We start from the raw sequence: 20,535 nt of genomic DNA, 5'->3' as shown, positions 1-20,535 counted from the left end.
GCGCTCGATGGCGCCCGTGCTCGGGCTCTGCTGTCCGTAGTTGTCGCTCACGCCCTAGAGACTAAGCCGAACCCCGCTTGAGACATAGTTTGCGTCCGGGGTGCGGACCGCCCGGCCGCGTCCCGGCTCAGACGTCGGCGGAGGCCAGCGGCTCCGCGGCACCGACGACGGCGATCTCCACGCGGGCGACATCGGCCAGCGCGACCGCGGACGCGGCCCGCAGCCCGGCGGCGTGCTCCCCGGAGGATCCCCACGTGGCCGCGACCGTGCGGGTCCCGTCCCGGTCGACGACCACCAGCTCGTAGGTCACCGGCTCGTACTTCTCCGGTGGCGCGGACCCGTACCGGCAGCTCCACTCCATGAGGGTGCCCCACGGGCGGGAGGTGGCCACCAGGCTCGCGCGGACGTCGCCGGAGCCGACCGGCTCCAGCTCGACGCGGGCGTGGGCCGGTGCGGCGACCACCGGTGCGTCCCCCGCGCCGTCCGGTCCGTCGTCGAGCGTCAGGCCCGTCAGGAGCCCGGCGACCGCCAGCGCGGACGCGGCGACGGCGAGGAGCGACCTCCGACGCGCCCGCGAGCGGCGGGCCGCGCGTGCGAGCGCGTCCAGCGGGACGACGTCGGCCCCCGCGGGGAGCGGCGTCTCGCCCGCCAGCGCCTCGGCCTCGTCGGGAGGGAGGGCGCCGAGGAGTCCGGGCAGGCCGGCGACCTGACCGACCGCCTCGCGGCAGGCGTCGCAGCCGGAGAGGTGCGCCTCGTACTCGCGGCGCTCGGCGGGGCCGAGCGCTCCCAGGACGTAGGCGGCGTCCCAGGTGACGTAGGGGTCCGGCTCCGGCCCGGGCTGCCCGGTGGTGGAGGTCATGACGTCACTCCCTTCTCCTGCAGGGCCAGCCGCAGGGCGCGCAGCGCGTAGTGCAGCCGCGACTTGACGGTGCCGACGGGCACCCCCTGCTCGTCGGCGAGCTCGGCGACGGTGCGCCCGTGGTAGTACGCCCCGACGACGACGGCGCGGTGCTCGGCGGAGAGCTCGACCAGCGCGTCGGCGACGAGCCAGGCGTCGAGGACGGCCTGGGTCGCGTCGGGCGCGGGGACCTCCGGCACCCGGTCCGTGGTCCGTTCCCGGGCGTGCCGGGCGCTGCGGGCCTGGTCCACGACCAGGTGGCGCGCCACGGTGAACAGCCACGCCCGCACCGACTCCCCCGGCCGTTCGAGCACCTCGGGATGGCGCCAGAGCCGCAGCAGCGACTCCTGGACGATGTCCTGGGCACCGGCGTCGTCCCGCACGAGCCGCGCGACGTACCGGTGCAGCTCCGCCGCGTGCTCGGTGTGGATCGCCTCGAGGAGCTGGGCGTCGGTGGCCACGGAGGCGTCATCCCTGTCGTCGGAGCTCGAGGGAGAACTCGACGGCGCCGGCGTCCTCCACCTCGACGAACCCGAGGGACGGCGCCTCGACGCCGAAGTCGGCGAACTCGACGGGGGCGCTGCCGACCACCTGTGCCCCCTCGTCGGTGACCCCGAGCCGGGCCGTGACGGTCACCTCGCGGGTGACGTCGCGCAGGGTCAGGTCGCCGGTCAGGTCGACGTCGCTCCCCGCCGCCTCCAGCGGTACCGGCACGGTGAGCTCGAAGCTCGCCGTCGGGTACGTGCCCACCTCCATGACGTTATCCCGGAAGTAGGCGTCCCGCGGGGGCTGGTCGGTGGCGATCTGCGCGACGTCGACCTCGATCACCGCGGTGGTCACGGCGCCGTCGGCCACCGTGACGGTGCCGGTCACGTCGTCCGCCGCCGGGTCGGTGCGGCCCGTGACGGTGACGTCCTCACCGTTCAGGACCTCGTGCACCCGGTAGCCGGCGTACGAGCCGGACGCGACGACCCAGTCGCCGTCCACGTCGGCGACACCGTCCACGTCGGCGAGCGCGGGCTCGGAGGCCGTGAGCGTCGGGGCGTGGTCCGCCACGCTGTTCGCCCAGTCGGCGTACAGCCCGGGGCCGAGGACCACCGCCGCCGTCCCGCCGACCACGACCGCTGCTCCGACACCGACCGCCACCTTCACCGCTGTCCGCACGCTGCCCACCTCGTCCCTGATCGTCACTGCTCGCCCGGCTCGACGCCGTCCGGGTCGGAGGGCGCCTGACGCCCCCCACGACGAGACAGCCCCCGAAAGGGTTCAATCCTGCGTGCCGGTGAACCTCGGCCGGGCGTGTCTCGTCGTACCGGGAGCAGGACCCACGACCCCGGGAGGGACCATGCGACGCACAGTACGGACCACCACCACCGCGCTCGCCGCCGTGGCCGCGCTCCTCGCCTTCTCGGCGTGCGGCGACCCCGAGGAGCCGGCAGCGCAGGACACGGGCGGCACGGCCGAGGAGTCCATGGACGTCCCGCCGACGGGCGACGCCGTGCTCGCCACGGCGGACAGCGAGCTGGGGGAGATCGTCGTCGACGGTGAGGGGATGACCGTCTACTACTTCGCCTCCGACGAGCCCGGCTCGGGCACGAGCACCTGCGAGGGCGACTGCCTCACGAACTGGCCGCCGGTGCACGCCGGGAGCGACGAGCCGCCGGTCAAGGGCGTCACGGCCGAGGTGGGCACCATCACCGGGAACGACGGCGAGCCGCAGGTCACGCTCGACGGCCGGCCCGTCTACCTGTTCGCCGGAGACTCCGCGCCCGGTGACGTCGCGGGCCAGGGCGTCCAGGACGTTTGGTGGGCCGTGGCGCCCGACGGTGCGGAGATCACCGAGATGCCCGAGGCCGGCTCGGGCTACTGAGCGGCTCGGTCACGCGCCAGCGCGGTCACGCGCCTGCGGGCGCGTAGGCCCCCTGCCAGACCGTGTCGAACGGGGTGTGCGCGGCCACACGTCCGCGGATCCCCTGCGTGACGACGTCCTTGGCGGTCCGCACCGCCGTCTCGACGTCGGCGCCCTTCGCGAGCTCGGCCGTGATCGCCGCGGCGAACGTGCAGCCGGCGCCCGCGACGCGCTCCTCGCCGATCTTCGGGGCGCGCAGCACGGTGACGTGCTCGCCGTCGAACAGGACGTCGACGGCGTCAGGCCCGGAGAGCTCGGCGCCGCCCTTGGCCGCCACGTACCGCTTGCCGCCGCCCGCGGTGCTGTCGAGCTGGGCGTGGATCCGGCGAGCCGCCTCGACGAGGTCGTCGACCGACTCCACGGCGTCCATGCCGGCGAGCGTCCTGGCCTCGAAGAGGTTCGGGGTGACCACGGTGGCGAGGGGCAGCACCTGGGCGCGCAGCGCCGTGTCCGTGTCCAGGGCGGCGCCCGGCTCCTGGCCCTTGCAGATCAGCACCGGGTCGAGCACGACGTGCCGCCACGGGCGCGAGGCCAGCGACCGCGCGACGACGTCGATCGTCGCCGGGGTCCCGAGCATGCCGATCTTCACCACGTCGAGGTCGTAGCTGGCCGTCGCCGCCTCGAACTGGTCGGCGATGACCTGCGGGTCCACCGGGACGAACCGGTGGCCCCAGTCGTTCGCCGGGTCGAACGACACGATGCAGGTCAGCGTGCCGAGGCCGTACGCACCGAGCTGCTGGAACGTCTTCAGGTCCGCCTGGATGCCGGCGCCGCCGGTGGCCTCGGAGCCGGCGACGACATACGCGAGCGGTGGTGTGCTGGGCATGTCTCCCAGCCTACGACGACCGTCTCAGAGCGAGCCGAGCAGGCGTGCCCGGGCGTCCGCGCGCTCGGCGTCGGAGATCCGTCCGGACGCGTGCAGCCGGTCGAGGTGCTCCAGGCGGGCCTCGACGGTCTGGCCCCCGACGGGCGCCGCAGCACGGCGTCGCACGGAGACCACGCCCCATGCGACGACGGCGAGGATGCCAGCCAGGGAGAGGAGGAGCACGGCGGACCAGACGAGGTCGTAGGTGGCGGGCAGGAAGACGTCGATGCCGGGCGCGGACAGTCGTTCCACGGTCGCCGCGCCGGCGAGCGACAGCGCCAGCAAGGCTCGCAGCATCAGGCAGCCCTCCCAGGCTCTTCGTCGTCGGCCTCCAGGAATCTAGCAGCCTTGCGCCGGAGGCCGCCACACCTCTGGCCGGGCCGGCGGCGTCGGACCCTCCTCGTACGCTGGTGCCCATGAGCCTGCAGATCGGTGCCCACGTGAGCCTCACCGACACCGTCGCGGAGGCGGCGGCGATCGGTGCGGACGTCGTCCAGGTCTTCGTCTCGGACCCGCAGGCGTGGAAGGTGCCGCCGCTCGAGGAGGGCGAGGCGGAGATGTTCCGCACGGCGACGGCGGCAGCGGGGCTGGACGTCTACGTGCACGCCCCGTACGTCATCAACGTGGCCTCCACGAACAACCGCATCCGGATCCCCAGCCGCAAGCTGCTGCAGCAGGTCATGACCCGCGCCGGGGAGATCGGCGCCCGGGGCGTGGTGGTGCACGGCGGGCACGTGACGGCCAAGGACGAACCGGCCAAGGGGTTCGACAACTGGCGCAAGGCGATCGACGCGCTGGAGACCGACGTCCCCGTCCTCATCGAGAACACCGCGGGCGGCGACCACTCGATGGCGCGACGCCTGGACCGGATCGAGCAGCTGTGGGGCGCCGTGCAGCAGGCCGACGGCGCGGAGGGCGTAGGGTTCACGCTCGACACCTGCCACGCCTGGGCGGGCGGGATCGATCTGGCCGCGGCCGTCGCGGAGGTCCGGGCGATCACCGGGCGCATCGACCTGGTGCACGCCAACGACTCGCGCGACGACGCCGGTTCCGGCGCGGACCGGCACACCAACTTCGGCGCGGGGAACATCCCGCCGGAGCTGCTCGTGGGCGTGGTGCGCGAGGCCGGTGCACCGGTGATCTGCGAGACCAAGGGAGACGTCGGCACCGACATCGCCTGGCTGCGCGAACGTCTCTGAGCACCACTCACCGGCCAACCCTGTGGACGGCCGCCGCGCGGGGACGCCAGGACGCGACACTGCTGCCATGCGGAGATTCTTCGATGTTCCCGACCTCGAACTGGTCGTCGACGTGGACGACGGTGAGGGCGGCCCTGAGGGTGGACGTGGAGCGACCGGTCGCGCGCGTCCACGACCCGCTCCCCGGATGACGCGCGACGGGCTCAGCCGAGTGGCCGCCGGTGCCGTGCGCCTCGAGAGCGCACGGCGCGGCCTGTCCCAGCAGCAGCTCGCGATCGAGCTCGGGCTCTCGCGCACGGCGGTCTCGGCCCGGTTCCGGGAACGCGTCCCGTGGACCCTCGACGAGATCGGCCGCCTGGCGCAGCTCTTCGGCTGCCGGGTGGTCGACCTGGTCAGCGAGGCGCCCGACCGCAACGGTCGGAGCGCCTGGTAGCGCGGATCCCTGCCGAAGTCCGGGCACAACAGAACGAAGGTGACCGGTGGGCGGCAATGCCGACGCGGATCGCGCACGGCGCTCACGCTGTGCGTGATGCTCACGCACCGCGTGATTCGTGCGCGCTGCGGTGGCGTGATTCTCGCCAGCCGGACACCTTCGATCTCGACGGCCGGTGCCCTGCCGAGGTGGAGGGCGCCTGGTCCTACGCGCCTGCCGGCCCGGCGTCGTGGACCGCGATGGCGGCCTGCACACGGTTGGCCGCTCCGAGCTTGTCGAGGATCCGCGAGACGTGCGTCTTGACCGTCGGCACGCTCATGTAGAGCTCCGCCGCGATCTCGGCGTTCGCCAGCCCGCGAGCGAGCACCGCCGCGACCTCCCGCTCCCGATCGGTCAGGGACGCCATGCGGCGCCGCGCGGCGTCCCGATCGGTGCCCTCCCGCCCGACGGTCCGCTGCGAGACCCTCGCGATGAGCTGGTCCATCACCGACGGGGACAGCGTCGGCTCGCCCGCGGCAGCCGCCCGCACCGCCGCGACCAGCCGGTCGGGCGGCGTGTCCTTGAGCAGGAACCCCGCAGCCCCGGCACGCAGCGCCTGCAGCACCATGTCGTCGGTGTCGAACGTGGTCAGCACGATGACGCGCGACGCGCCGTCGTCCTGGGACAGGAGGCGCGTCGCCTCGATGCCGTCGGTCCCCGGCATACGGATGTCCATGAGCACCACGTCGGGCCGCTCCCGCCGGGCCAGCGCGACGCCCTCGTCCCCGTCACCGGCGTCCGCGACCACGTCGACCTCGGCCGCTCCGCCCAGGATCAGCCGGAGACCGGCACGGACGAGCGGGTCGTCGTCGACCAGGACGACGGAGATGCGCTGAGTCATGCGTCCCACGGTAGCCAGGCCCGCACCACGAACCGGCCCTCCGCCTCCTGGGCGGTCAGCGAACCACCCGCCAGCTCGGCCCGCTCGGTCAGTCCCAGCAGCCCGAGGCCCGACGGCGGCGCGGCGAGCGCGCCGCGTTCGTCGACGACCGTCGGGTTCGTCACCGTGACCCACAGCCCCTGGCCGCGAGCACCCCGCAGCACCACCGAGGCCGGCAGTCCCGGCGCATGCTTGCGGACGTTCGTCAGCGTCTCCTGGACGATCCGGTAGGCGGTGCGGGAGACCGCCGTCGGCAGCGCCTCCGGTTCCGTCACCCGGTCCACCAGCCGGACCGACGTCCCGGCGTCCGACGCCGCCCGGGCCAGCGCCGGCAGCTCCGCGAGCGTCGGCTGCGGGCGCTCCGGCGCCCCTGGCCCGGTGGAGCCGACCGGGGCACCGTCCGGCGTCGGCCCGTCGAGCCCGCGCAGCACCCCGAGCACCTCGCGCAGCTCTCCGAGGGCCTCGTGCGCGCTGTCGCGCACCAGCGCGGCCGACTCGGCGACCTGCTCGGGCGGCAGGTCGGTCCGGTAGGCGAGCGCCCCGGCGTGCATGGCCACCAGGGACATGCGGTGCGCGAGCACGTCGTGCATCTCCCGCGCGATGAGCGCCCGTTCGTTCGCGCGCGCCTGCGCGACCCGGCTCGCCTGCTCCCGCTCCGCCGTCGCGAGCCGCTCGTGCAGGCCGGCGAGGTACTCGCGCCGCAGCCCGATGTACGCCCCGATCCACACCATCAGGGAGTAGAGGACCGCTCCGCCACCGAGCGTGACGAGCCAGCCCAACTGCTCCACCGGCGGGTAGAGCCGTTCGTACGTCCAGCCGCCGACGACGAACACGGTCCCGACCGCGACGATGCGCCACCACCGGCGGTGCGTCGCCAACGAGACCACGGCCAGCGTGATCGGTCCGACGGCGAACACCGACACCGCGCTGGCGGCGGTGACGAGCAGGGCGACCGTCGTCGGCCACCGCCGGCGCAGCAGCACGAGCCCGCAGCAGACGAGACCCACCAGGACGTCGAGGGCGATCTGCGCCTCCGGGACCTCCTGGTGCGCCGCCTCGGCCTCGACGAGCATGCCGCCCAGCACGACCAGGCTGAACGCGAGCGCCACCGCCAGCCGCCACGTCTCGCCCCACACCCGCCGCCATGCCTCCCGCCGGCTCCCCAGCGGCTCGGAGCGGTACGGGACGGCGCGGTACGGGTCGTCGGGGTCGGTGAGCACCTGCCGAGCGTAGGTCGGCTCGACCGGCCGGGCATCCGCCGTCGGGCGCTCGAGGACCGGGCCCGAGGTCCGCCGAAAGGATGACCCCGCACCTCCGTCCGGCGGTGCATCCCCTCCTTGCGGGCGATGTGCCGACCGGGGGCGGGGCGCGAGGGTGGACCCATGATCACCGTGGAGCACCTGACCAAGAGGTACGGGCCCGTCCTGGCAGTGAACGACGTGTCGTTCACGGCCGAGCCGGGACTCGTCACCGGCTTCCTCGGGCCGAACGGCGCCGGGAAGTCGACCGCCATGCGCATGATGACCGGGCTGACGCCGCCGACCAGCGGCACGGCCCGCATCCTCGGCAAGCCGTACGGCGCGCTCGCCAACCCCGGTCGACGCGTCGGGGTGCTGCTCGACGCCTCCGCACAGCACGCCGGCCGCACCGGTCGTGAGACCCTCGCGCTCTCCGCCCTCCTCACGGGCGTGGGCCGTCACCGCGTCGACGAGGTCCTCGACGTCGTCGGGCTCACCCCGTCCGAGGCCGGCCGCCGGGTGCGCACCTACTCCCTCGGGATGCGGCAGCGGCTCGGCCTCGCGGGCGCCCTGCTCGGCGAGCCCGACGTGCTGATCCTCGACGAGCCGGCCAACGGCCTGGACCCCGCCGGCATCCGCTGGATGCGCGACCTGCTGCGCGACTTCGCCGCGGACGGCGGCACCGTGCTGCTGTCCTCGCACCTGCTGTCCGAGATCGAGCACGTCGCCGACCGGCTCGTCGTCATCGGGCGCGGCAAGATCGTCGCCGAGGGCACCAAGGACGAGCTGCTGCGCGCCGCCGGGACGTACGTCCGGTCCACCGACGACGTCGCGCTCGACGCCGCGCTCCAGCAGGCCGGGATCGACCGGGAGCGTCAGTCGGGCGGCGGGTTCACCACCACCGCCGACGCCGAGCACGTGGCCCGCACCGCCATGGCCGCGGGAGTGCTCGTCACCGAGCTGCGCGACACGCAGTCCCGCGGGCTCGAGGAGCTGTTCCTCGAGCTCACGGCCGCCGACGCCCGAGAGCAGGTGTCCGCATGAGCACCGTCCAGCAGACCGCGCCCGCCACCCGGAAGCGCCCCACGGACGTCCGGCCGATCCCTTTCACGCGGCTCGCCGCCTACGAGTGGCGCAAGCAGCTCGACACCCGCGCCGTGCGCTGGCTGTTCATCATCATCGCCGTCCTGGCGGCCGGCGTGCTAGCCATCACCGCGCTCGTCGGGGACGGCAACGTCTCGTTCGAGATGTTCGTGTCGAACACCTCGACGCCGCTGGCGATGCTGCTCCCCGTCGTCGCCATCCTCGCCACCACCGCCGAGTGGTCCCAGCGCACCGGTCTGACGACCTTCACGCTGGAGCCGCGGCGCCTGCGCGTGGTGTGGGCGAAGCTCGTCACCGCCGTCGGGTCCGGACTGGCGTTCTTCGTCGTCGCGATGGTGATCGCGGCGGTGGCTCACCTGGTGGTGATCGCCTACCGCGACGCCGACGCCGACTGGGGCCTCGGCGCCCTGACCGGGGGCATGGCCCTGATGATGGCGATCTGGATGGTCCAGGGAGTCGCGTTCGGCCTCGCGCTGCAGAGCACCCCGGCGGCGATCGTCCTCTACCTCGTCATCCCGACCATCATGGCCCCGCTGACGATGCTGGTGCAGTCGTGGGCGGACGTGTGGCCGTGGATCGACCTGCAGACCTCTTCCATGCCGCTGATCATGGGCGAGTCGATGGGCGGGGAGCAGTGGGCACAGCTCGTCGTGACCACGGCGATCTGGGTCGGCATCCCCTTGCTGGTCGGCATCCTGCGGGTGCAGCGCGGCGAGATCAAGACCGCCTGAGCCGGAGCGCAACCGCAGGCTCAGGCGGGACCAACACCGCCTGAGCCTGCGCCCCGCCGCAGTTCACTCGGCCCGCATCTCGACGGCGATCTGCTCCGCGTCGAGAAGGTCCAGAGCACGTTGGAGCAGCGCCGAGTCGTAGGTCCCCAGGGATCGCGCCTCGAGAAGGGCGGCACGCTGGGCGTCGATCGTCGCGATCCGCAGCTCGAAGAACTGCTCCGCCAGCTCCTCGGGGGTCGACTCCTCCTCGATCTGGTCCTCCTGGTCCCGCAGGACGAGGTCCCGCACGCGCGCGACGACCACGGGGGCGTAGCGCGTGCCGTCGGGACGACGCAGGTCGGGATCGTCGAGCATGTCCCGCGACACGTCGTCGTGGACGACTCGCAGACCCTGCCTGCCATCGACGAGCCGGGGCGAGGTGCTCCCGGCCAGCCCGAGCCGGCGCACCACCCACGGCAGCGTCCCGCCCTGCACCAGCAGGGTGCCCGCCGCCACGCCGAACGCGACGAGCACGAGCAGGGACCGCTGCGGGAAGTCGGCCGGCAGCGTCTGGGCGGCCGCCAGGGTCACGACCCCGCGCATCCCCGCCCAGACGAGCACCACTCCTTCGCGCGGGCCGAGCGGTGCGCTCGTGAGGTAGTCCACGTCGGCGATCCTCCGGCGCACCCGCCGCTGGAACCGGGCGACCCAGGCGGACATGCCGACCGCCCGCGCACGGTCGCCGTCACCGTCCTCGTCCACGTGGCGCTGCCGCTCCGCCTCGACGCGCCGGCGGACCCGGCGCACGGCTCTCGACCGGCGCCGCTCGTCCGTCTCCGGCGGCAGGCTCGCCTCGTACGCCGCGACGACCGCCTCGACGGACGGGACGTCGCTCGCGCTCCCGGTCCGGTGGGCGTCCCACCGGGCCTGCATCCCGCGAACCACGTCCCGCACCTGCTCGCCCCGGCGCCGGCGGCGCTCGAGCAGCGCGAGGAGCGGCAGGACGAACGCCGCGCGCACGGCGACGACCCCGACCGCGGCGAGGGCGGCCACACCGACAGCGAGCGTCAGGGAACCGTGCTCGGTGCGCACGTCCTCGACGAGCGCAAACAGCTGCAGCCCCATCACCAGGAAGAGGCCGCCCTCCAGCAGCACTTCCACGGTCCGCCAGTTCGACTCCTCGGAGAGCCGGTCCTGAGGCCGCAGGTGCCGGGCGGCCAGTGCGCTGGTGACCAGACCGGCGGCCACGGCGGCGACGATCCCGGACGCCCCGAGGGCCTCCGCGGGGGCGTAGGCGACGAACGGCACGACGAACGAGGCCGCTGTGGACAGCGCCGCGTTCCGCAGCCGTTCCCGTACCCACAGGCCCAGCCGGCCGACGACGACGCCGCACACCACCGCGAGGAGCACGGCCTGCAGGAAGTCGCCGACGACGCTCCACACGGAGACGCTCGCCGCGGTCGCGGCGATCGCGGACCGCAGGAGCACGAGCGAGGTGGCGTCGTTGAGCAGGCTCTCACCGTCGAGCATCACCACCACCCGCGGCGGCGCTCCCAGCTTCTTGATGATGGAGGTGGCGACGGCGTCGGTCGGGCTGACGATCGCCCCGAGCGCGATCCCGGCCGCGAGGCCGATCCCGGGGACGACCGCGGCGAAGACCGCACCGAGGACGACGGCCGACAGCACGACGAGCAGGACCGACATGCCACCGATCGCCGTGAGGTCGCGGCGGAAGTCCACGGCGGGGAACGACGCCGCGGCGGCGTAGAGCAGCGCGGGCAGGACGCCGGCGAGGACGAGCTCCGGGTCGATCTCGATGGCCGGCGTCGCGGGCAGCATGCTGACACCGACGCCGATCAGCACGAGGACGAGCGGGGCGGCCACCCCGGCCCGCGGGGCGAGGGCGGTGACCGCGACGATGACCACCACGGCAGCGACGGCGACGAGCATGACGTCCATGCCGTTCAACGTAGGGGGCGCGGGGCGGTTCCGCGGGTCGAGCCCGCTCTGCCGGGCGCCGTCGCGCCGCTCGCTACCCGGCCGGGCCCAGCGCGATCTCCGCAGGTGCCGCCAGAGGGGTCCAGGCCGACGGCGGACGGCGGGACGCGGTGCGCGGCTCGAGGGGTCGCCGGGGTGCAGGACCGCGGACGTCGGCACCGGCGAGCGGTCCGAGGTCGAGCCCGGTCAGTACCTCGACGTCCGCGACCGGCACCTGGAACGTCCGGTACGGGCCGAGCGGTGGGACGTGGCCGACGGCGAGCGCCCGGCCGGTCGCCGTGCTCAGCTCGGCGTCCGTGAGCTGTGGCGTCTGGTCGAGCACGAACGCCGCGGACCGCAGGGCACCCGCCGTGCCGCCGTCAGGTGCCGTGCCGCCGTCAGGTGCCGGGTCGACGGCGGGCGCCGTCCAGGCGACGACCTTCCAGAACTGCCGGGGGATCGCCACCCCGCGGTAGACGGGGTCGGAGGCGAGGAACACGCACCCGGTCTGGACCACCAGCCGGTGCCGCCAGGCCCCCGCGTACGCCAGCACGTGGTCCTCGAGCCCGTTCCACAGCTCCTTGGACTGGTTGAACTCGTCGACCTGCGGGGCGGCGTTGGGGTAGACGAAGGTGGCCTCGCCGGCCTCGCGCGCCTCGGGGCCCCACATGGGGTCGAGGCGGCGCACGAGGTGGCCGCGGTCGAGCGGGTTGTGGCGGTAGAGCTCGTTGCCCGCCTGCTCCTCGGGAGGGGCCTGGGGGTCGAGCCGCCACGAGCCCGTGCGCGGGAGCGACTGCAGACGGTCGCCGTCGACGGCGCAGGCGGTGGCGGCGGCGAGCCGGCGCACGGGGTCGAGCAGGATGCTGAAGTGCGGGTGGTCGAGACGTCGGAGCTCGCGGTCGGCGGCGGGCAGCGGGACGTGGAGGGCGGGGTCGGTGCCGAGGAACTGGGCGTCGTAGCCGGTCACGGGTCGAGCCAACCACGTCCCTACGACGTGGTGAAGCCGGCGAGGCCCGTGGGCCACCAGCGCAGCAGGTGCCCGTCCACGGCGACGTCCACGCCCCACCCCTCCTCGGGCAGGTCCTCCGCCCACAGGGTCTCCCCCGTGGCCGCGTCGACGGCGAGCCACCGCGAGACCACCTCCGTGGCGGTGTAGGTCGGCACCACGAGCGCGATCACCGTGCCGTCGGTGAAGACCGACTGCACCTGTCCGCTCCGGCCGTCGGTCAGCGCCGCGTACGGTTCCAGCAGGTCGTCGCGCACCCACCGCACCTCCCCCGTGCCGAGGTCGAGGCCCAGCACGCGGTCGCGCTCGTCCAGGACGACGGCTGTCGCACCGGCCCGGGCGAGGTAGGAGGTGGTCGCGACGTCGGCCGACCAGCCCGCCGACCCGTCGGGCCCGACGGTGCGCGTCCCGTCGGCGTCCGCCACGAGCCGTCGGTCGTCCGGCCGCCCGTCCGTGGCGCGCGGGTCCAGCAGCCGACCCTCGACCGTGTAGCGGTACGCGCCCGCGGCGTCCAGGACCTGGAACTCCCACGCGGACCGGCCCCACGCCCCCGCGGAGACGGCGAACCCCCCGTCCGCGAGCGGCCGCACCCGCCGGACCACCTCGTCACCGGTGTCCTCCAGCCCCGTCAGGTCGAGACGCTCACCCTCCGGCGTGAAGTACGCCAGCACCCCGCAGCCCGAGAAGCCGACCAGCCGGCCGCTGACCATGTGCTCGACGTCGCCGCGCCGGTCGAGCTGCGCGTGCCGGCCACCGGTGGACCAGCGCACGCACTGACCGGAGTCCAGGACGGCCCCGAAGGACACGACCTCCGACCACCGCTCGGCGCCGGTGACGGCGTCCGTGGCCCGCACCTCGAGGTCGTACCCCTCGTCGATGTCTCCCACGACGCTGAGGTTGGTCATCGGGTCGCCCCGCAGCTCGACGTCGACGTCCCCGGGGTCGCCGACCCACGCCGCGGTCAGCACGCTGCCGTCCGGTCCCGGCACCACGACGTCGTGCTCGCCGACGACGGCCCGGTGCCCCAGCACGGTGCCGTCCGGATCGACGGTGGTCACCATCACCTCCCCCGACACGGACCGCCCGACGCAGACCACCTGCGCCGTCGAGGTCAGCTCGACCGTCTCCCCCCAGAACGCCAGCCCCGGGCCGCAGGTCGCCGCCCGGTCGAGCAGGTCCACGGCCCAGCGCTGCTGTCCCGTGGTCAGGTCGATGCCGAGCAGCTCGTCGTAGCGGTGGACGGCCGCGACGCCCCCGGCCACCGCGACGAGTCCGCCCAGCGTCCGGGCCCCGTCCTCGCCGTCCAGCCGCCACTGCTCGGACGGTGGCGCGCTCAGGTCGAGCACACCTCCGGCCGCGGCCCGCAGCTCCGCGGACCGCTGCCGGTCCATGACGCCGTCGACCACCACGGTGGTCGCGAGCAGGCTGGCGGCCACCACGACGGCGCCGAACCGTGCCCGTCGCGGCAGACCGCGCCAGCGGCGACCCACCCGGGCCAGCGCGCCCGGCGGGCGGCGCGGCGGCGGTGGCGGTGGCGGGGTCGGGTCCAGCTCCGGCGGGAGGGTCGCGGCCGCAGGGGACCCAGCGGCCTCGGTGCCGTCGTCGGGCACGAGGTCGAACGTGTAGGCCCCCTCGGGGGCACGACGCCGTCGCCCCACCCCTCGACGTTAGCGCGGAGCGAACGTGCTCACCGAGAGGAGACCGGGCTCGCCTGGCTGCTCGGAGGCGGCCTGCTCCAGCAGGACGAGATGTCCGTCGACGGCCCAGAGGTGCGACCTGGCCGGGAGCGGTGCCTGGGTGACCGCACCGGTGCCGAGGTCCACGGTGATCAGCTCCCCGGTGAGCTCGTCCGCGCCCGTCTCCGTCGCGTGCCTCGTCACCGCGACCGCCAGCCGCTCACCGTCCGTCACGGCCGAGACCAGCTGGACGAGCTCCTGCCTCTCCAGGGCGCGCACCGTGATCCGCCACCGCTCGGCGCCGTCCTGCACGTTGAGGGCCACGAGGTCGTCGTCCGTGTGCACGACCGCCGTCTCGCCGGCCTGCGCCACCACCCGGGCGTCGGGCAGCTCTCGCTGCCAGAGCTCCGATCCGTCGGCGTCCAGACCGACGACCCGTCCCGGACGGGTCGCCAGGACGACGCCGCCGTCGATCTCGAGGGCCGCCATGGGGAGCGCGATCGCCGTGCGCGGGCTGTCGATCAGGATGCTGCCGTCGTCCGCCAGGAGCACCGAGCCGCCCGGCACGTGCTCGTCCGACACGAGATGACCGCCACCCGGGAAGGGCGCGACCGCCGACACGGCGGACGTCAGGCTTCCCTCCAGGTGCTCGGTGAACGGCGTGCCGTCGGCGGACGCGGCGCCGCCGACGTCGCACCACTGGTAGCTGACGACAGACGGGGAGGAGACGAGCCAGCGGTCGAACTCGATCGCCACCCGGTACGGCGCGGCCGGGTCGAACGCGCCGGGCCAGCCTGACTCCTCCAGGTTCCAGATGAAGGTGCACTCGTCCAGCGCGCCGGCGGGCGGGCTCGTCGGCACCTCGAACCGCACCGCACCGGTCACCGCGTCCTCCACGTGCACCGACGCCTCCCCCGGCTCGACGTCACGGAGCGCCGCACGCGCCGCCGACTCCGTCGCGTAGTCGCGGACGGCCGGCATGCCCGTGTCGTGGTCCACCACGAGGAGCCCACCGTCCGCGGCGGGCAGGACGTCGACGTTCTCACCCCCGTACTCGGTGCCCGGGAGCTCCCGCCGGCCGACGACGTCGCCCGCCGCGTCGAGGACGGTCACGGTCCGCTCGTCGGACGGACCGTGCAGGCACGTCAACAGCTCGCTCGGCATCGCCCACTCGACGCTGATGCCCGGTCGGGGCGTGGGACCGCAGGACGGGTCCGGTCCGAGGTCCGCACGCCACCGCTCCGTGCCGGACGCCACGTCCCGGGCGGCGAGGGCATGGCCGTCCATCAGCACGAGGCCGCCGTCCGGGAGCACCGCGCTGATGCCCCTGACGTCGTCCACCCGCCACACCTCGGCCAGCTCGCCGTCGAGCGAGAGCACACCGCCCGGGGCCGCCCGCAGCCGCTCGTCGTGGGCGTGCGACACGAGCGCGACCGTCGTGGCGGCGCCGCCGACGAGCAGCAGGGCAGCACCGCCCGCCACGCCGGCCACCAGTCGCCGCTGCCGTCGATCCGCGCGACGCCACCGGTCGACGGCACGCTCCCACCACCCGGGATGCTGGTCCGGGCGTGGCGAGGTGCCGTCGTCGTGGTCGTCCTGCTGTGTGGTGATGTCGAAGGCCACCACGGCGCGGTCGTCTCGTCGCGTGCCCCTCACGAGGCAGGTCCCAGCCCGACGAGAACAGCGTCGGAGATCTCGACGCCGTCCACGACCGAGTACTCCTCGTCGACGCCCAGCAGGTGACCGTCGACGGTGAAGATCTGTCCGTTCAGCGCGTGGTGGCTCGACCGCCAAAGCTCGGCGCCGTCGTCCAGGTCGAGCGCGACGAGCTCTGTCTTCTCCGCACTCCGCACCGCCAGGAGGACTGCCTCCCCGTCGGTCGCCGCGCCGATGGCGAGCCCCGTCGCCCCACCGACATCCGATGCGAACAGTTCGTCGCCGGTCCAGCGCGCCTCTCCCGACACCAGGTCCACCGCCGTGAGCCCCAGCTCGGTGATACCCCCGATGACCGCCACACCCCCGGACCGTGCAAAGACAGTCCCGGCGGGTATGTCGGAGGCCCACAGCTGTTCGCCGGTACGGTCAAATGCCGCAAGTTCGGCGCCGCCGACGAGCCAGGGTCCGTCGGAAGCGTCGATCGCCAACGGCTCGATGAGGATGCCGGGAAGCGCGAGGTCCGCACCTCCGTCGTCGCCCAGCACCCGTGTCCCGCCGTGGACGAACGAGTAGCTCCCACCGTCCACCGACGGCAGAACGACCTGTTCGAGAGACGTGCCGTCCGCTGCGAGCGTCCTCGTCACTGCGCCGTCGCACACGGAGAGCTGCGTGGCGGCCGTCGAAGGCCACGCGTCCACGATGAATCTCCGCTCCGCATCGCCGTCGGAACCGGCTCCGAGGGAACAACGCCCCAGCTCATCCGCCGTCCGGAGGACGATCGATGCTTCGCCTCGCACCTCCCCGGTCAGGGCGTCCTCCACCCGCAGGACGGGGTCCTCCCAGGTGCCCTCGGCCCGCAGCAGCTCCAGCTGGTCGACTGCCTCCTGCGCGTCCGGCGGGAGCATCGCCTCGACGCGGTCCAGCACGTAGACGGCGCCGTCTGCGGCCGGCCCGACCTCCGAGATCCCGCCGTTCCCCTCGCTGTACGGCCGGTCGGCCATGCCCAGCCTGCGCTCTCCGAGCAACGCACCCTCGGCGTCGATCACGACAGCGGTCCGCATGCCTTCTCCATAGACGCAGGTGATGCGGTCCACCGGAAGGTGCTCGTCGCTGGGTCTCCACGACCGCGGACCGCAGTCGATTGCCGGCCCGAGCTCGTGGCGCCACACCTCGCTCCCGTCCGCGACGTCGACGCCGAGGACGTCCGTGCCGACCCGTGTGACGAGGACGCCGCCCGGCAGCACGGCGAGCACCCCCGCGTCGGTCTCGACCCGACACGTCTCGGCCACCGGTTCCGACAGGTCCGCGACCCCGCCGGGCAGCGCCGCCATGCGCTCGGCGTGGGCCGACTCGGCCCGGGCGTCCACGACGGCGACCCCCGCCACCGTGACCGCGACGACGGCGGCCGCCCCGCTGACGACGCCGACCCGCAGGCGCCGCGGCATGCCTCGCCACCGCTCGTGGAGCGGCCGGGCGACCCGGGTGGCGAACCACCCGGGCGCCGGGTCGACCGGGCCGTCGGTCGGCACGCCCGCAGAACCGTCCGGCGCGTCCGCCCAGCCACCGTCGCCGAGATCGCCGTCATCGGGGCTGAGGTCGATCTGCAGCGGGTCACGGTCACGTCGTCGAGCCATGCGGGCAATCTATCCTTCATGATTGCCCCAAGAAGGATCACGCCTCGGCGCGCAGCGCCTGCTTCCAGGAGATGCGCCCGCCGGTCTGCATGAGCGCCCCGCGGAACGCCCGCTCGGAGACCAGCAGCGCCAGCACCGCGAACGCCGCAAGGAGCAGCAGCGAAACCACCGGCTCCCACCATGTCGTGTCGCCCGAGAGCACCCGCGCCGGCATCGCCACCACGTTCGCGATCGGCACGTACGACAGCACGGTGAGGAACGAGCCCGAGGCCGAGAACGTCAGGAAGTAGACGCCCATCACCATCATCGTCATCGGCGTCGACGTGTACTGCAGGTCCTCGGACCGACTGGCCAGCGCCCCCGCCACGGCGTACAGCGCGGCCAGCGCGAGGAAGCCCACCGCGAAGAACACGACGAACCAGATGAGCGACGTCGACAGCGCGGGCAGCGCGATCGCGATGGGGCTGGCGACCACGGCCGCGAGCCCCACCCCCGCGAACAGCAGGTTCTGCCCCACGGCGATCACCGAGCTGCCCAGGATCTTGCCCGCCAGGAGCTGCCGCAGCGGCACCGCCGTCGCGATGATCTCGACCAGCCGCGACTGCTTCTCCTCGACGACCGAGCTCGCGATCATCATGCCCGAGCCGATCGCACCGGCGAAGAAGAGGAACGACAGGGCGAAGCTCGCGAAGAACAGGGTCTGCTCGCCCATGGCCTCCGGGTCCAGCGCCTCGGTGGTCAGCGCGGCCCCCTCCGACAGCTCCGCCAGGGAGGCCCCGGCCGCCTCGGCGTTCGCCGCCAGGACCTCCTGCTCGACGGCGGTGCCCAGCAGCCGGGAGACGGTGCCGTCCGGCTGCCCCTCGCCGGCCAGCACCCAACCGTCGTCGCCCGGGTGCAGCCACACGTCAGCGTCGCCCGCGGACAGCGCGGTACGGGCGGCGTCGTCGTCGGCCACCTCGAGCACCTCGAGCTCGGTGCCGTCGTCCTCGGCCGCGGCGAGCTCGGCGGCGGTGGCCGCCGACGCGACCGCTGTGCCGTCGCTGCCCGCCACCGCGACGGTGTACGTGTCGACCCGGCTCGACTGCCACGTGAAGAACGCCGCGAGGGCAGCGATCACCGCGAGGGAGACCAGGAGGCCGATGACGAACGCCTTGTTCATCACCCGCGTGACGATCTCCCGCTGTGCCACGAGGAGCCATGCACCGCGGGTGCTGTCGTCCTGCGGCTCCTGGGCCGGAGCGCTCGGGGGACGCTGGGTCAGGGTGGTCATGCCGTCACCTCACGGTAGATCTGGGCCAGGGAAGGCCGGACGGGACTGAGCTCACGGACCTGGCCGCGTTCGAGCGCGGTGGCGAGCAGCCGTTGGGCCGTGGCGTCGTCGGCGAGCTCGACCAGCGCCGTCGGACCGTCGACGTCCACCGCGTGCACGCCCGGGACGCCGCGCACCCAGCCGGCGTCGGAGTCGAGGACGAGCCGGTGGCGCAGGGTGCCCGCCTCCTGGAGCTCGGTGGGGGTGCCGTCGGCGACGACCTGCCCGGTGCGCAGGATGACCAGGCGTTCGCACAGACGCTCCACCAGGTCGAGCTGGTGCGAGCTGAACAGCACGGGGACGCCGCGGGCGGTGTGCTCGCGCAGCAGGTCCACCATGCCGTCGACGGCGGCCGGGTCGAGGCCGGAGAACGGCTCGTCGAGGATGAGGGCTCGGGGACGGCCCATGAGCGCGGCGGTGATCTGCACCCGCTGCTGGTTGCCCAGACTGAGCTTCTCGACGTGGTCCTTGGCGCGGTCGGCGAGACCGAGCCGCTCCAGGTGCTCCATCGCCTCGGCGCGAGCGGTGGCGGCCGGGATGCCCCGGAGCCGGGCGAGGTAGACGAGCTGGTCGAGCGCGGGCTGCTTCGGGTAGAGGCCCCGCTCCTCGGGCATGTACCCGAAGGAGCGATGGTCCGCGCGGGTGACGGGCGAGCCGCCGAACCGCACCTCGCCGGACGTGATGGCCAGGACGCCCATCATCATCCGCATCGTGGTGGTCTTGCCGGCCCCGTTGGAGCCGACGAACCCCGTGAGCAGCCCCCCGCGGGCCGCGAAGGAGACGGCGTCGACGGCGCGGCGGTCGCCGAACGTTCTGGTCAGGTCGTGGACCTCGAGCGTGGTCATGTCACCGACGCTACGGCGGACCTCCCCGCGGCGGATCCCCCCAGCGGCGGAACGGCGGTCTCCCTCTCACGGCGTAGTCCTTTGTTCGCTTCCACGCCGGGAAGGGAACGAAGGACGACACCGGGGCTGTGGACAACCGTCTGGCCACCCGACAGAACTGGTTGATTGAGGGCATGCCGCGCCGCACTCCGTCGATCCCGGTCACGCTCCGGGCGCTCGCGGACCGGCAGGAGGGAATCGTCAGCATCGAACAGTGCCGGCGCCATGGACTGACGACTCGTCTCGTCGCGGGCATGGCACAGCGTGGACAGATCAGACGAGTGGTTCGTGGTGTCTATGACCTGGGCGCCCCGGCCTTCTCTCCCTTCGACAGGTTCGACCGCCGACGCCGTCGGGCCGCCCTCGTCGGGGTCCTGGCCCGGCCGGGCTCCGTCGCCACGGGAACGGCAGCCCTGGTTCTCCACGAGGTGCAGGGCACGCCCCTGACCATCACGCCCGAGGTCACGTTCCCCGACGGCAGCCCGCGTCGCGGCGTCGGCCCGGGCCGGGTGCGCAGGACCCGTCTGGCCAGATGGTGCGTCATCGACGAGATCCGGTGCGCTCACCCCGAGGACGCGCTCGTCCAGGCGATTCCCACGGTCGACCGCCGTCACGCCGTCGCGATGATGGACTCCGCGCGGAACAGAGGACTCCTCGCCGCCCAGGAGTTCGCCTCGGCCCAGCGGCGGGACGCGTCCCAGCACGGCGGTCGAGGACGACGGTCCTGGTGGCAGGCGTCGGACGACCGCGCGGAGTCACCGGCAGAGACCTGGGGTCGCGATTCGGCGGCCGTGTCCGGCTTCGCCCCGGACGCTTTGCAGCTGAGGGTTGTCGACCAGCACGACAGGTTCCTCGCCCGCGTCGACCTGGCCTGGATGCTCCCTGACGGCGCGCTGCTCGTCGAGATCGACGGCCACGACGTCCACGCACGGCTCGAGGCGCTCTTCTCCGACCGGGTCCGGCAGAACCGGCTCACCGGGAAGGGTATCCGTCTGCTCCGGTTCACCGGTCGGGAAGCGGGCGACGGGACGCTCGCGCGGACGGTCGGGGACCACCTCACAGCAGCCGGGTGGACTGCTCGTCCGCTCCCCCGGTCGTTCCGATACCGAGCGACGTAG

Annotated in this window: 20 protein-coding genes; 6 read left to right on the top strand and 14 right to left on the bottom strand. The window is 73.8% G+C overall.

Translation table 11 applies throughout. From position 1 onward, the window contains the following. Positions 1–127 precede the first annotated feature (127 nt). From AC3RJ8_RS01280 to AC3RJ8_RS01270, 3 genes are read right to left on the bottom strand one after another with little or no spacing between them, the layout of a single operon-like run. Positions 128–859, bottom strand: coding sequence for an anti-sigma factor family protein (locus tag AC3RJ8_RS01280; protein ID WP_489714170.1), 732 nt, complete (start codon positions 857–859; stop codon positions 128–130). Next, the gene (locus AC3RJ8_RS01275) at positions 856–1,359 is read right to left on the bottom strand and encodes a sigma-70 family RNA polymerase sigma factor (protein ID WP_489714169.1); all 504 of its coding nucleotides are present in this window, start codon (positions 1,357–1,359) and stop codon (positions 856–858) included. The genes AC3RJ8_RS01280 and AC3RJ8_RS01275 overlap by 4 nt, the downstream gene beginning before the upstream one ends. Before the next feature lie 7 nt (positions 1,360–1,366). After that, positions 1,367–2,062, bottom strand: a complete 696-nt coding sequence (locus AC3RJ8_RS01270) for a YceI family protein (protein ID WP_489714168.1) — start codon at positions 2,060–2,062, stop codon at positions 1,367–1,369. A 181-nt stretch (positions 2,063–2,243) separates the two neighbouring features. Here AC3RJ8_RS01270 and AC3RJ8_RS01265 point away from each other — a divergent pair, with 181 nt between their 5' ends. Beyond that, entirely contained in the window at positions 2,244–2,768 is a 525-nt protein-coding gene (locus AC3RJ8_RS01265) for a COG4315 family predicted lipoprotein (protein WP_489714167.1), read from the top strand. 25 nt (positions 2,769–2,793) lie between these two features. Here AC3RJ8_RS01265 and AC3RJ8_RS01260 read toward each other — a convergent pair whose 3' ends face one another. Beyond that, positions 2,794–3,633, bottom strand: a complete 840-nt coding sequence (locus AC3RJ8_RS01260) for a hydroxymethylpyrimidine/phosphomethylpyrimidine kinase (protein ID WP_489714166.1) — start codon at positions 3,631–3,633, stop codon at positions 2,794–2,796. Between the two features lie 24 nt (positions 3,634–3,657). Next, positions 3,658–3,969, bottom strand: a complete 312-nt coding sequence (locus AC3RJ8_RS01255; RefSeq protein ID WP_489714165.1) for a hypothetical protein — start codon at positions 3,967–3,969, stop codon at positions 3,658–3,660. Between the two features lie 119 nt (positions 3,970–4,088). Here AC3RJ8_RS01255 and AC3RJ8_RS01250 point away from each other — a divergent pair, with 119 nt between their 5' ends. Together AC3RJ8_RS01250 and AC3RJ8_RS01245 are read left to right on the top strand one after the other, a co-directional pair. After that, positions 4,089–4,871, top strand: coding sequence for a deoxyribonuclease IV (locus tag AC3RJ8_RS01250; protein ID WP_489714164.1), 783 nt, complete (start codon positions 4,089–4,091; stop codon positions 4,869–4,871). A 187-nt stretch (positions 4,872–5,058) separates the two neighbouring features. After that, positions 5,059–5,304, top strand: coding sequence for a helix-turn-helix transcriptional regulator (locus AC3RJ8_RS01245; protein ID WP_489714163.1), 246 nt, complete (start codon positions 5,059–5,061; stop codon positions 5,302–5,304). A 205-nt stretch (positions 5,305–5,509) separates the two neighbouring features. Here AC3RJ8_RS01245 and AC3RJ8_RS01240 read toward each other — a convergent pair whose 3' ends face one another. Together AC3RJ8_RS01240 and AC3RJ8_RS01235 are read right to left on the bottom strand one after the other, a co-directional pair. Continuing rightward, a complete protein-coding gene (locus AC3RJ8_RS01240) occupies positions 5,510–6,184 on the bottom strand; it encodes a response regulator (RefSeq protein ID WP_489714162.1) in 675 nt (224 codons plus the stop codon). After that, positions 6,181–7,443 carry a sensor histidine kinase gene (locus AC3RJ8_RS01235; protein WP_489714161.1) on the bottom strand — a complete coding sequence of 421 codons (1,263 nt, stop codon included), beginning with the start codon at positions 7,441–7,443 and terminating at the stop codon, positions 6,181–6,183. Before AC3RJ8_RS01235 ends, AC3RJ8_RS01240 begins: the two co-directional genes overlap by 4 nt. A 162-nt stretch (positions 7,444–7,605) precedes the next feature. Here AC3RJ8_RS01235 and AC3RJ8_RS01230 point away from each other — a divergent pair, with 162 nt between their 5' ends. Next, positions 7,606–8,505 (top strand): ABC transporter ATP-binding protein, encoded by a 900-nt coding sequence (locus AC3RJ8_RS01230; RefSeq protein ID WP_489714160.1) that lies wholly within the window; start codon positions 7,606–7,608, stop codon positions 8,503–8,505. Then, positions 8,502–9,296 carry an ABC transporter permease gene (locus AC3RJ8_RS01225; protein ID WP_489714159.1) on the top strand — a complete coding sequence of 265 codons (795 nt, stop codon included), beginning with the start codon at positions 8,502–8,504 and terminating at the stop codon, positions 9,294–9,296. Before AC3RJ8_RS01230 ends, AC3RJ8_RS01225 begins: the two co-directional genes overlap by 4 nt. A gap of 63 nt (positions 9,297–9,359) precedes the next feature. Here AC3RJ8_RS01225 and AC3RJ8_RS01220 read toward each other — a convergent pair whose 3' ends face one another. The 7 genes from AC3RJ8_RS01220 to AC3RJ8_RS01190 all read right to left on the bottom strand — a co-directional run bounded on the left by AC3RJ8_RS01220 (position 9,360) and on the right by AC3RJ8_RS01190 (position 19,378). Further along, positions 9,360–11,234, bottom strand: a complete 1,875-nt coding sequence (locus AC3RJ8_RS01220) for a cation:proton antiporter (RefSeq protein ID WP_489714158.1) — start codon at positions 11,232–11,234, stop codon at positions 9,360–9,362. 73 nt (positions 11,235–11,307) lie between these two features. Continuing rightward, the gene (locus AC3RJ8_RS01215) at positions 11,308–12,219 is read right to left on the bottom strand and encodes a DNA/RNA non-specific endonuclease (RefSeq protein WP_489714157.1); all 912 of its coding nucleotides are present in this window, start codon (positions 12,217–12,219) and stop codon (positions 11,308–11,310) included. A 20-nt stretch (positions 12,220–12,239) separates the two neighbouring features. After that, entirely contained in the window at positions 12,240–13,916 is a 1,677-nt protein-coding gene (locus AC3RJ8_RS01210) for a hypothetical protein (RefSeq protein ID WP_489714156.1), read from the bottom strand. 9 nt (positions 13,917–13,925) lie between these two features. Beyond that, positions 13,926–15,560, bottom strand: a complete 1,635-nt coding sequence (locus tag AC3RJ8_RS01205; protein WP_489714155.1) for an outer membrane protein assembly factor BamB family protein — start codon at positions 15,558–15,560, stop codon at positions 13,926–13,928. 26 nt (positions 15,561–15,586) lie between these two features. Beyond that, positions 15,587–17,224, bottom strand: coding sequence for an outer membrane protein assembly factor BamB family protein (locus AC3RJ8_RS01200; RefSeq protein ID WP_489714154.1), 1,638 nt, complete (start codon positions 17,222–17,224; stop codon positions 15,587–15,589). A gap of 37 nt (positions 17,225–17,261) precedes the next feature. After that, a complete protein-coding gene (locus AC3RJ8_RS01195; protein WP_489714153.1) occupies positions 17,262–18,494 on the bottom strand; it encodes an ABC transporter permease in 1,233 nt (410 codons plus the stop codon). Then, complete coding sequence (locus tag AC3RJ8_RS01190; RefSeq protein ID WP_489714152.1) at positions 18,491–19,378, bottom strand: ABC transporter ATP-binding protein; 888 nt, start codon at positions 19,376–19,378, stop codon at positions 18,491–18,493. The genes AC3RJ8_RS01195 and AC3RJ8_RS01190 overlap by 4 nt, the downstream gene beginning before the upstream one ends. A 173-nt stretch (positions 19,379–19,551) precedes the next feature. Between AC3RJ8_RS01190 and AC3RJ8_RS01185 the strand changes: the two genes are divergently transcribed. Further along, positions 19,552–20,535, top strand: coding sequence for a type IV toxin-antitoxin system AbiEi family antitoxin domain-containing protein (locus AC3RJ8_RS01185; RefSeq protein WP_489714151.1), 984 nt, complete (start codon positions 19,552–19,554; stop codon positions 20,533–20,535).

The sequence above is a fragment of the Isoptericola sp. MSGPD8_1_ISO-PGPR-S23-394 genome (assembly GCF_058072785.1).
Note: the sequence above shows the minus strand (reverse complement) of the source record. Positions and strands in the feature narration are given on the sequence as shown.

Excerpts from the sequence above, each read along its gene's own strand:
- AC3RJ8_RS01225 (WP_489714159.1), top strand. The coding sequence starts at position 8,502 with ATGAGCACCGTCCAGCAGACCGCGCCCGCCACCCGGAAGCGCCCCACG.
- AC3RJ8_RS01185 (WP_489714151.1), top strand. The coding sequence starts at position 19,552 with ATGCCGCGCCGCACTCCGTCGATCCCGGTCACGCTCCGGGCGCTCGCG.
- AC3RJ8_RS01260 (WP_489714166.1), bottom strand. The coding sequence starts at position 3,633 with ATGCCCAGCACACCACCGCTCGCGTATGTCGTCGCCGGCTCCGAGGCC.
- AC3RJ8_RS01190 (WP_489714152.1), bottom strand. The coding sequence starts at position 19,378 with ATGACCACGCTCGAGGTCCACGACCTGACCAGAACGTTCGGCGACCGC.
- AC3RJ8_RS01230 (WP_489714160.1), top strand. The coding sequence starts at position 7,606 with ATGATCACCGTGGAGCACCTGACCAAGAGGTACGGGCCCGTCCTGGCA.
- AC3RJ8_RS01250 (WP_489714164.1), top strand. The coding sequence starts at position 4,089 with ATGAGCCTGCAGATCGGTGCCCACGTGAGCCTCACCGACACCGTCGCG.
- AC3RJ8_RS01240 (WP_489714162.1), bottom strand. The coding sequence starts at position 6,184 with ATGACTCAGCGCATCTCCGTCGTCCTGGTCGACGACGACCCGCTCGTC.
- AC3RJ8_RS01255 (WP_489714165.1), bottom strand. The coding sequence starts at position 3,969 with ATGCTGCGAGCCTTGCTGGCGCTGTCGCTCGCCGGCGCGGCGACCGTG.
- AC3RJ8_RS01280 (WP_489714170.1), bottom strand. The coding sequence starts at position 859 with ATGACCTCCACCACCGGGCAGCCCGGGCCGGAGCCGGACCCCTACGTC.
- AC3RJ8_RS01200 (WP_489714154.1), bottom strand. The coding sequence starts at position 17,224 with ATGGCTCGACGACGTGACCGTGACCCGCTGCAGATCGACCTCAGCCCC.
- AC3RJ8_RS01245 (WP_489714163.1), top strand. The coding sequence starts at position 5,059 with ATGACGCGCGACGGGCTCAGCCGAGTGGCCGCCGGTGCCGTGCGCCTC.
- AC3RJ8_RS01220 (WP_489714158.1), bottom strand. The coding sequence starts at position 11,234 with ATGGACGTCATGCTCGTCGCCGTCGCTGCCGTGGTGGTCATCGTCGCG.
- AC3RJ8_RS01195 (WP_489714153.1), bottom strand. The coding sequence starts at position 18,494 with ATGACCACCCTGACCCAGCGTCCCCCGAGCGCTCCGGCCCAGGAGCCG.
- AC3RJ8_RS01265 (WP_489714167.1), top strand. The coding sequence starts at position 2,244 with ATGCGACGCACAGTACGGACCACCACCACCGCGCTCGCCGCCGTGGCC.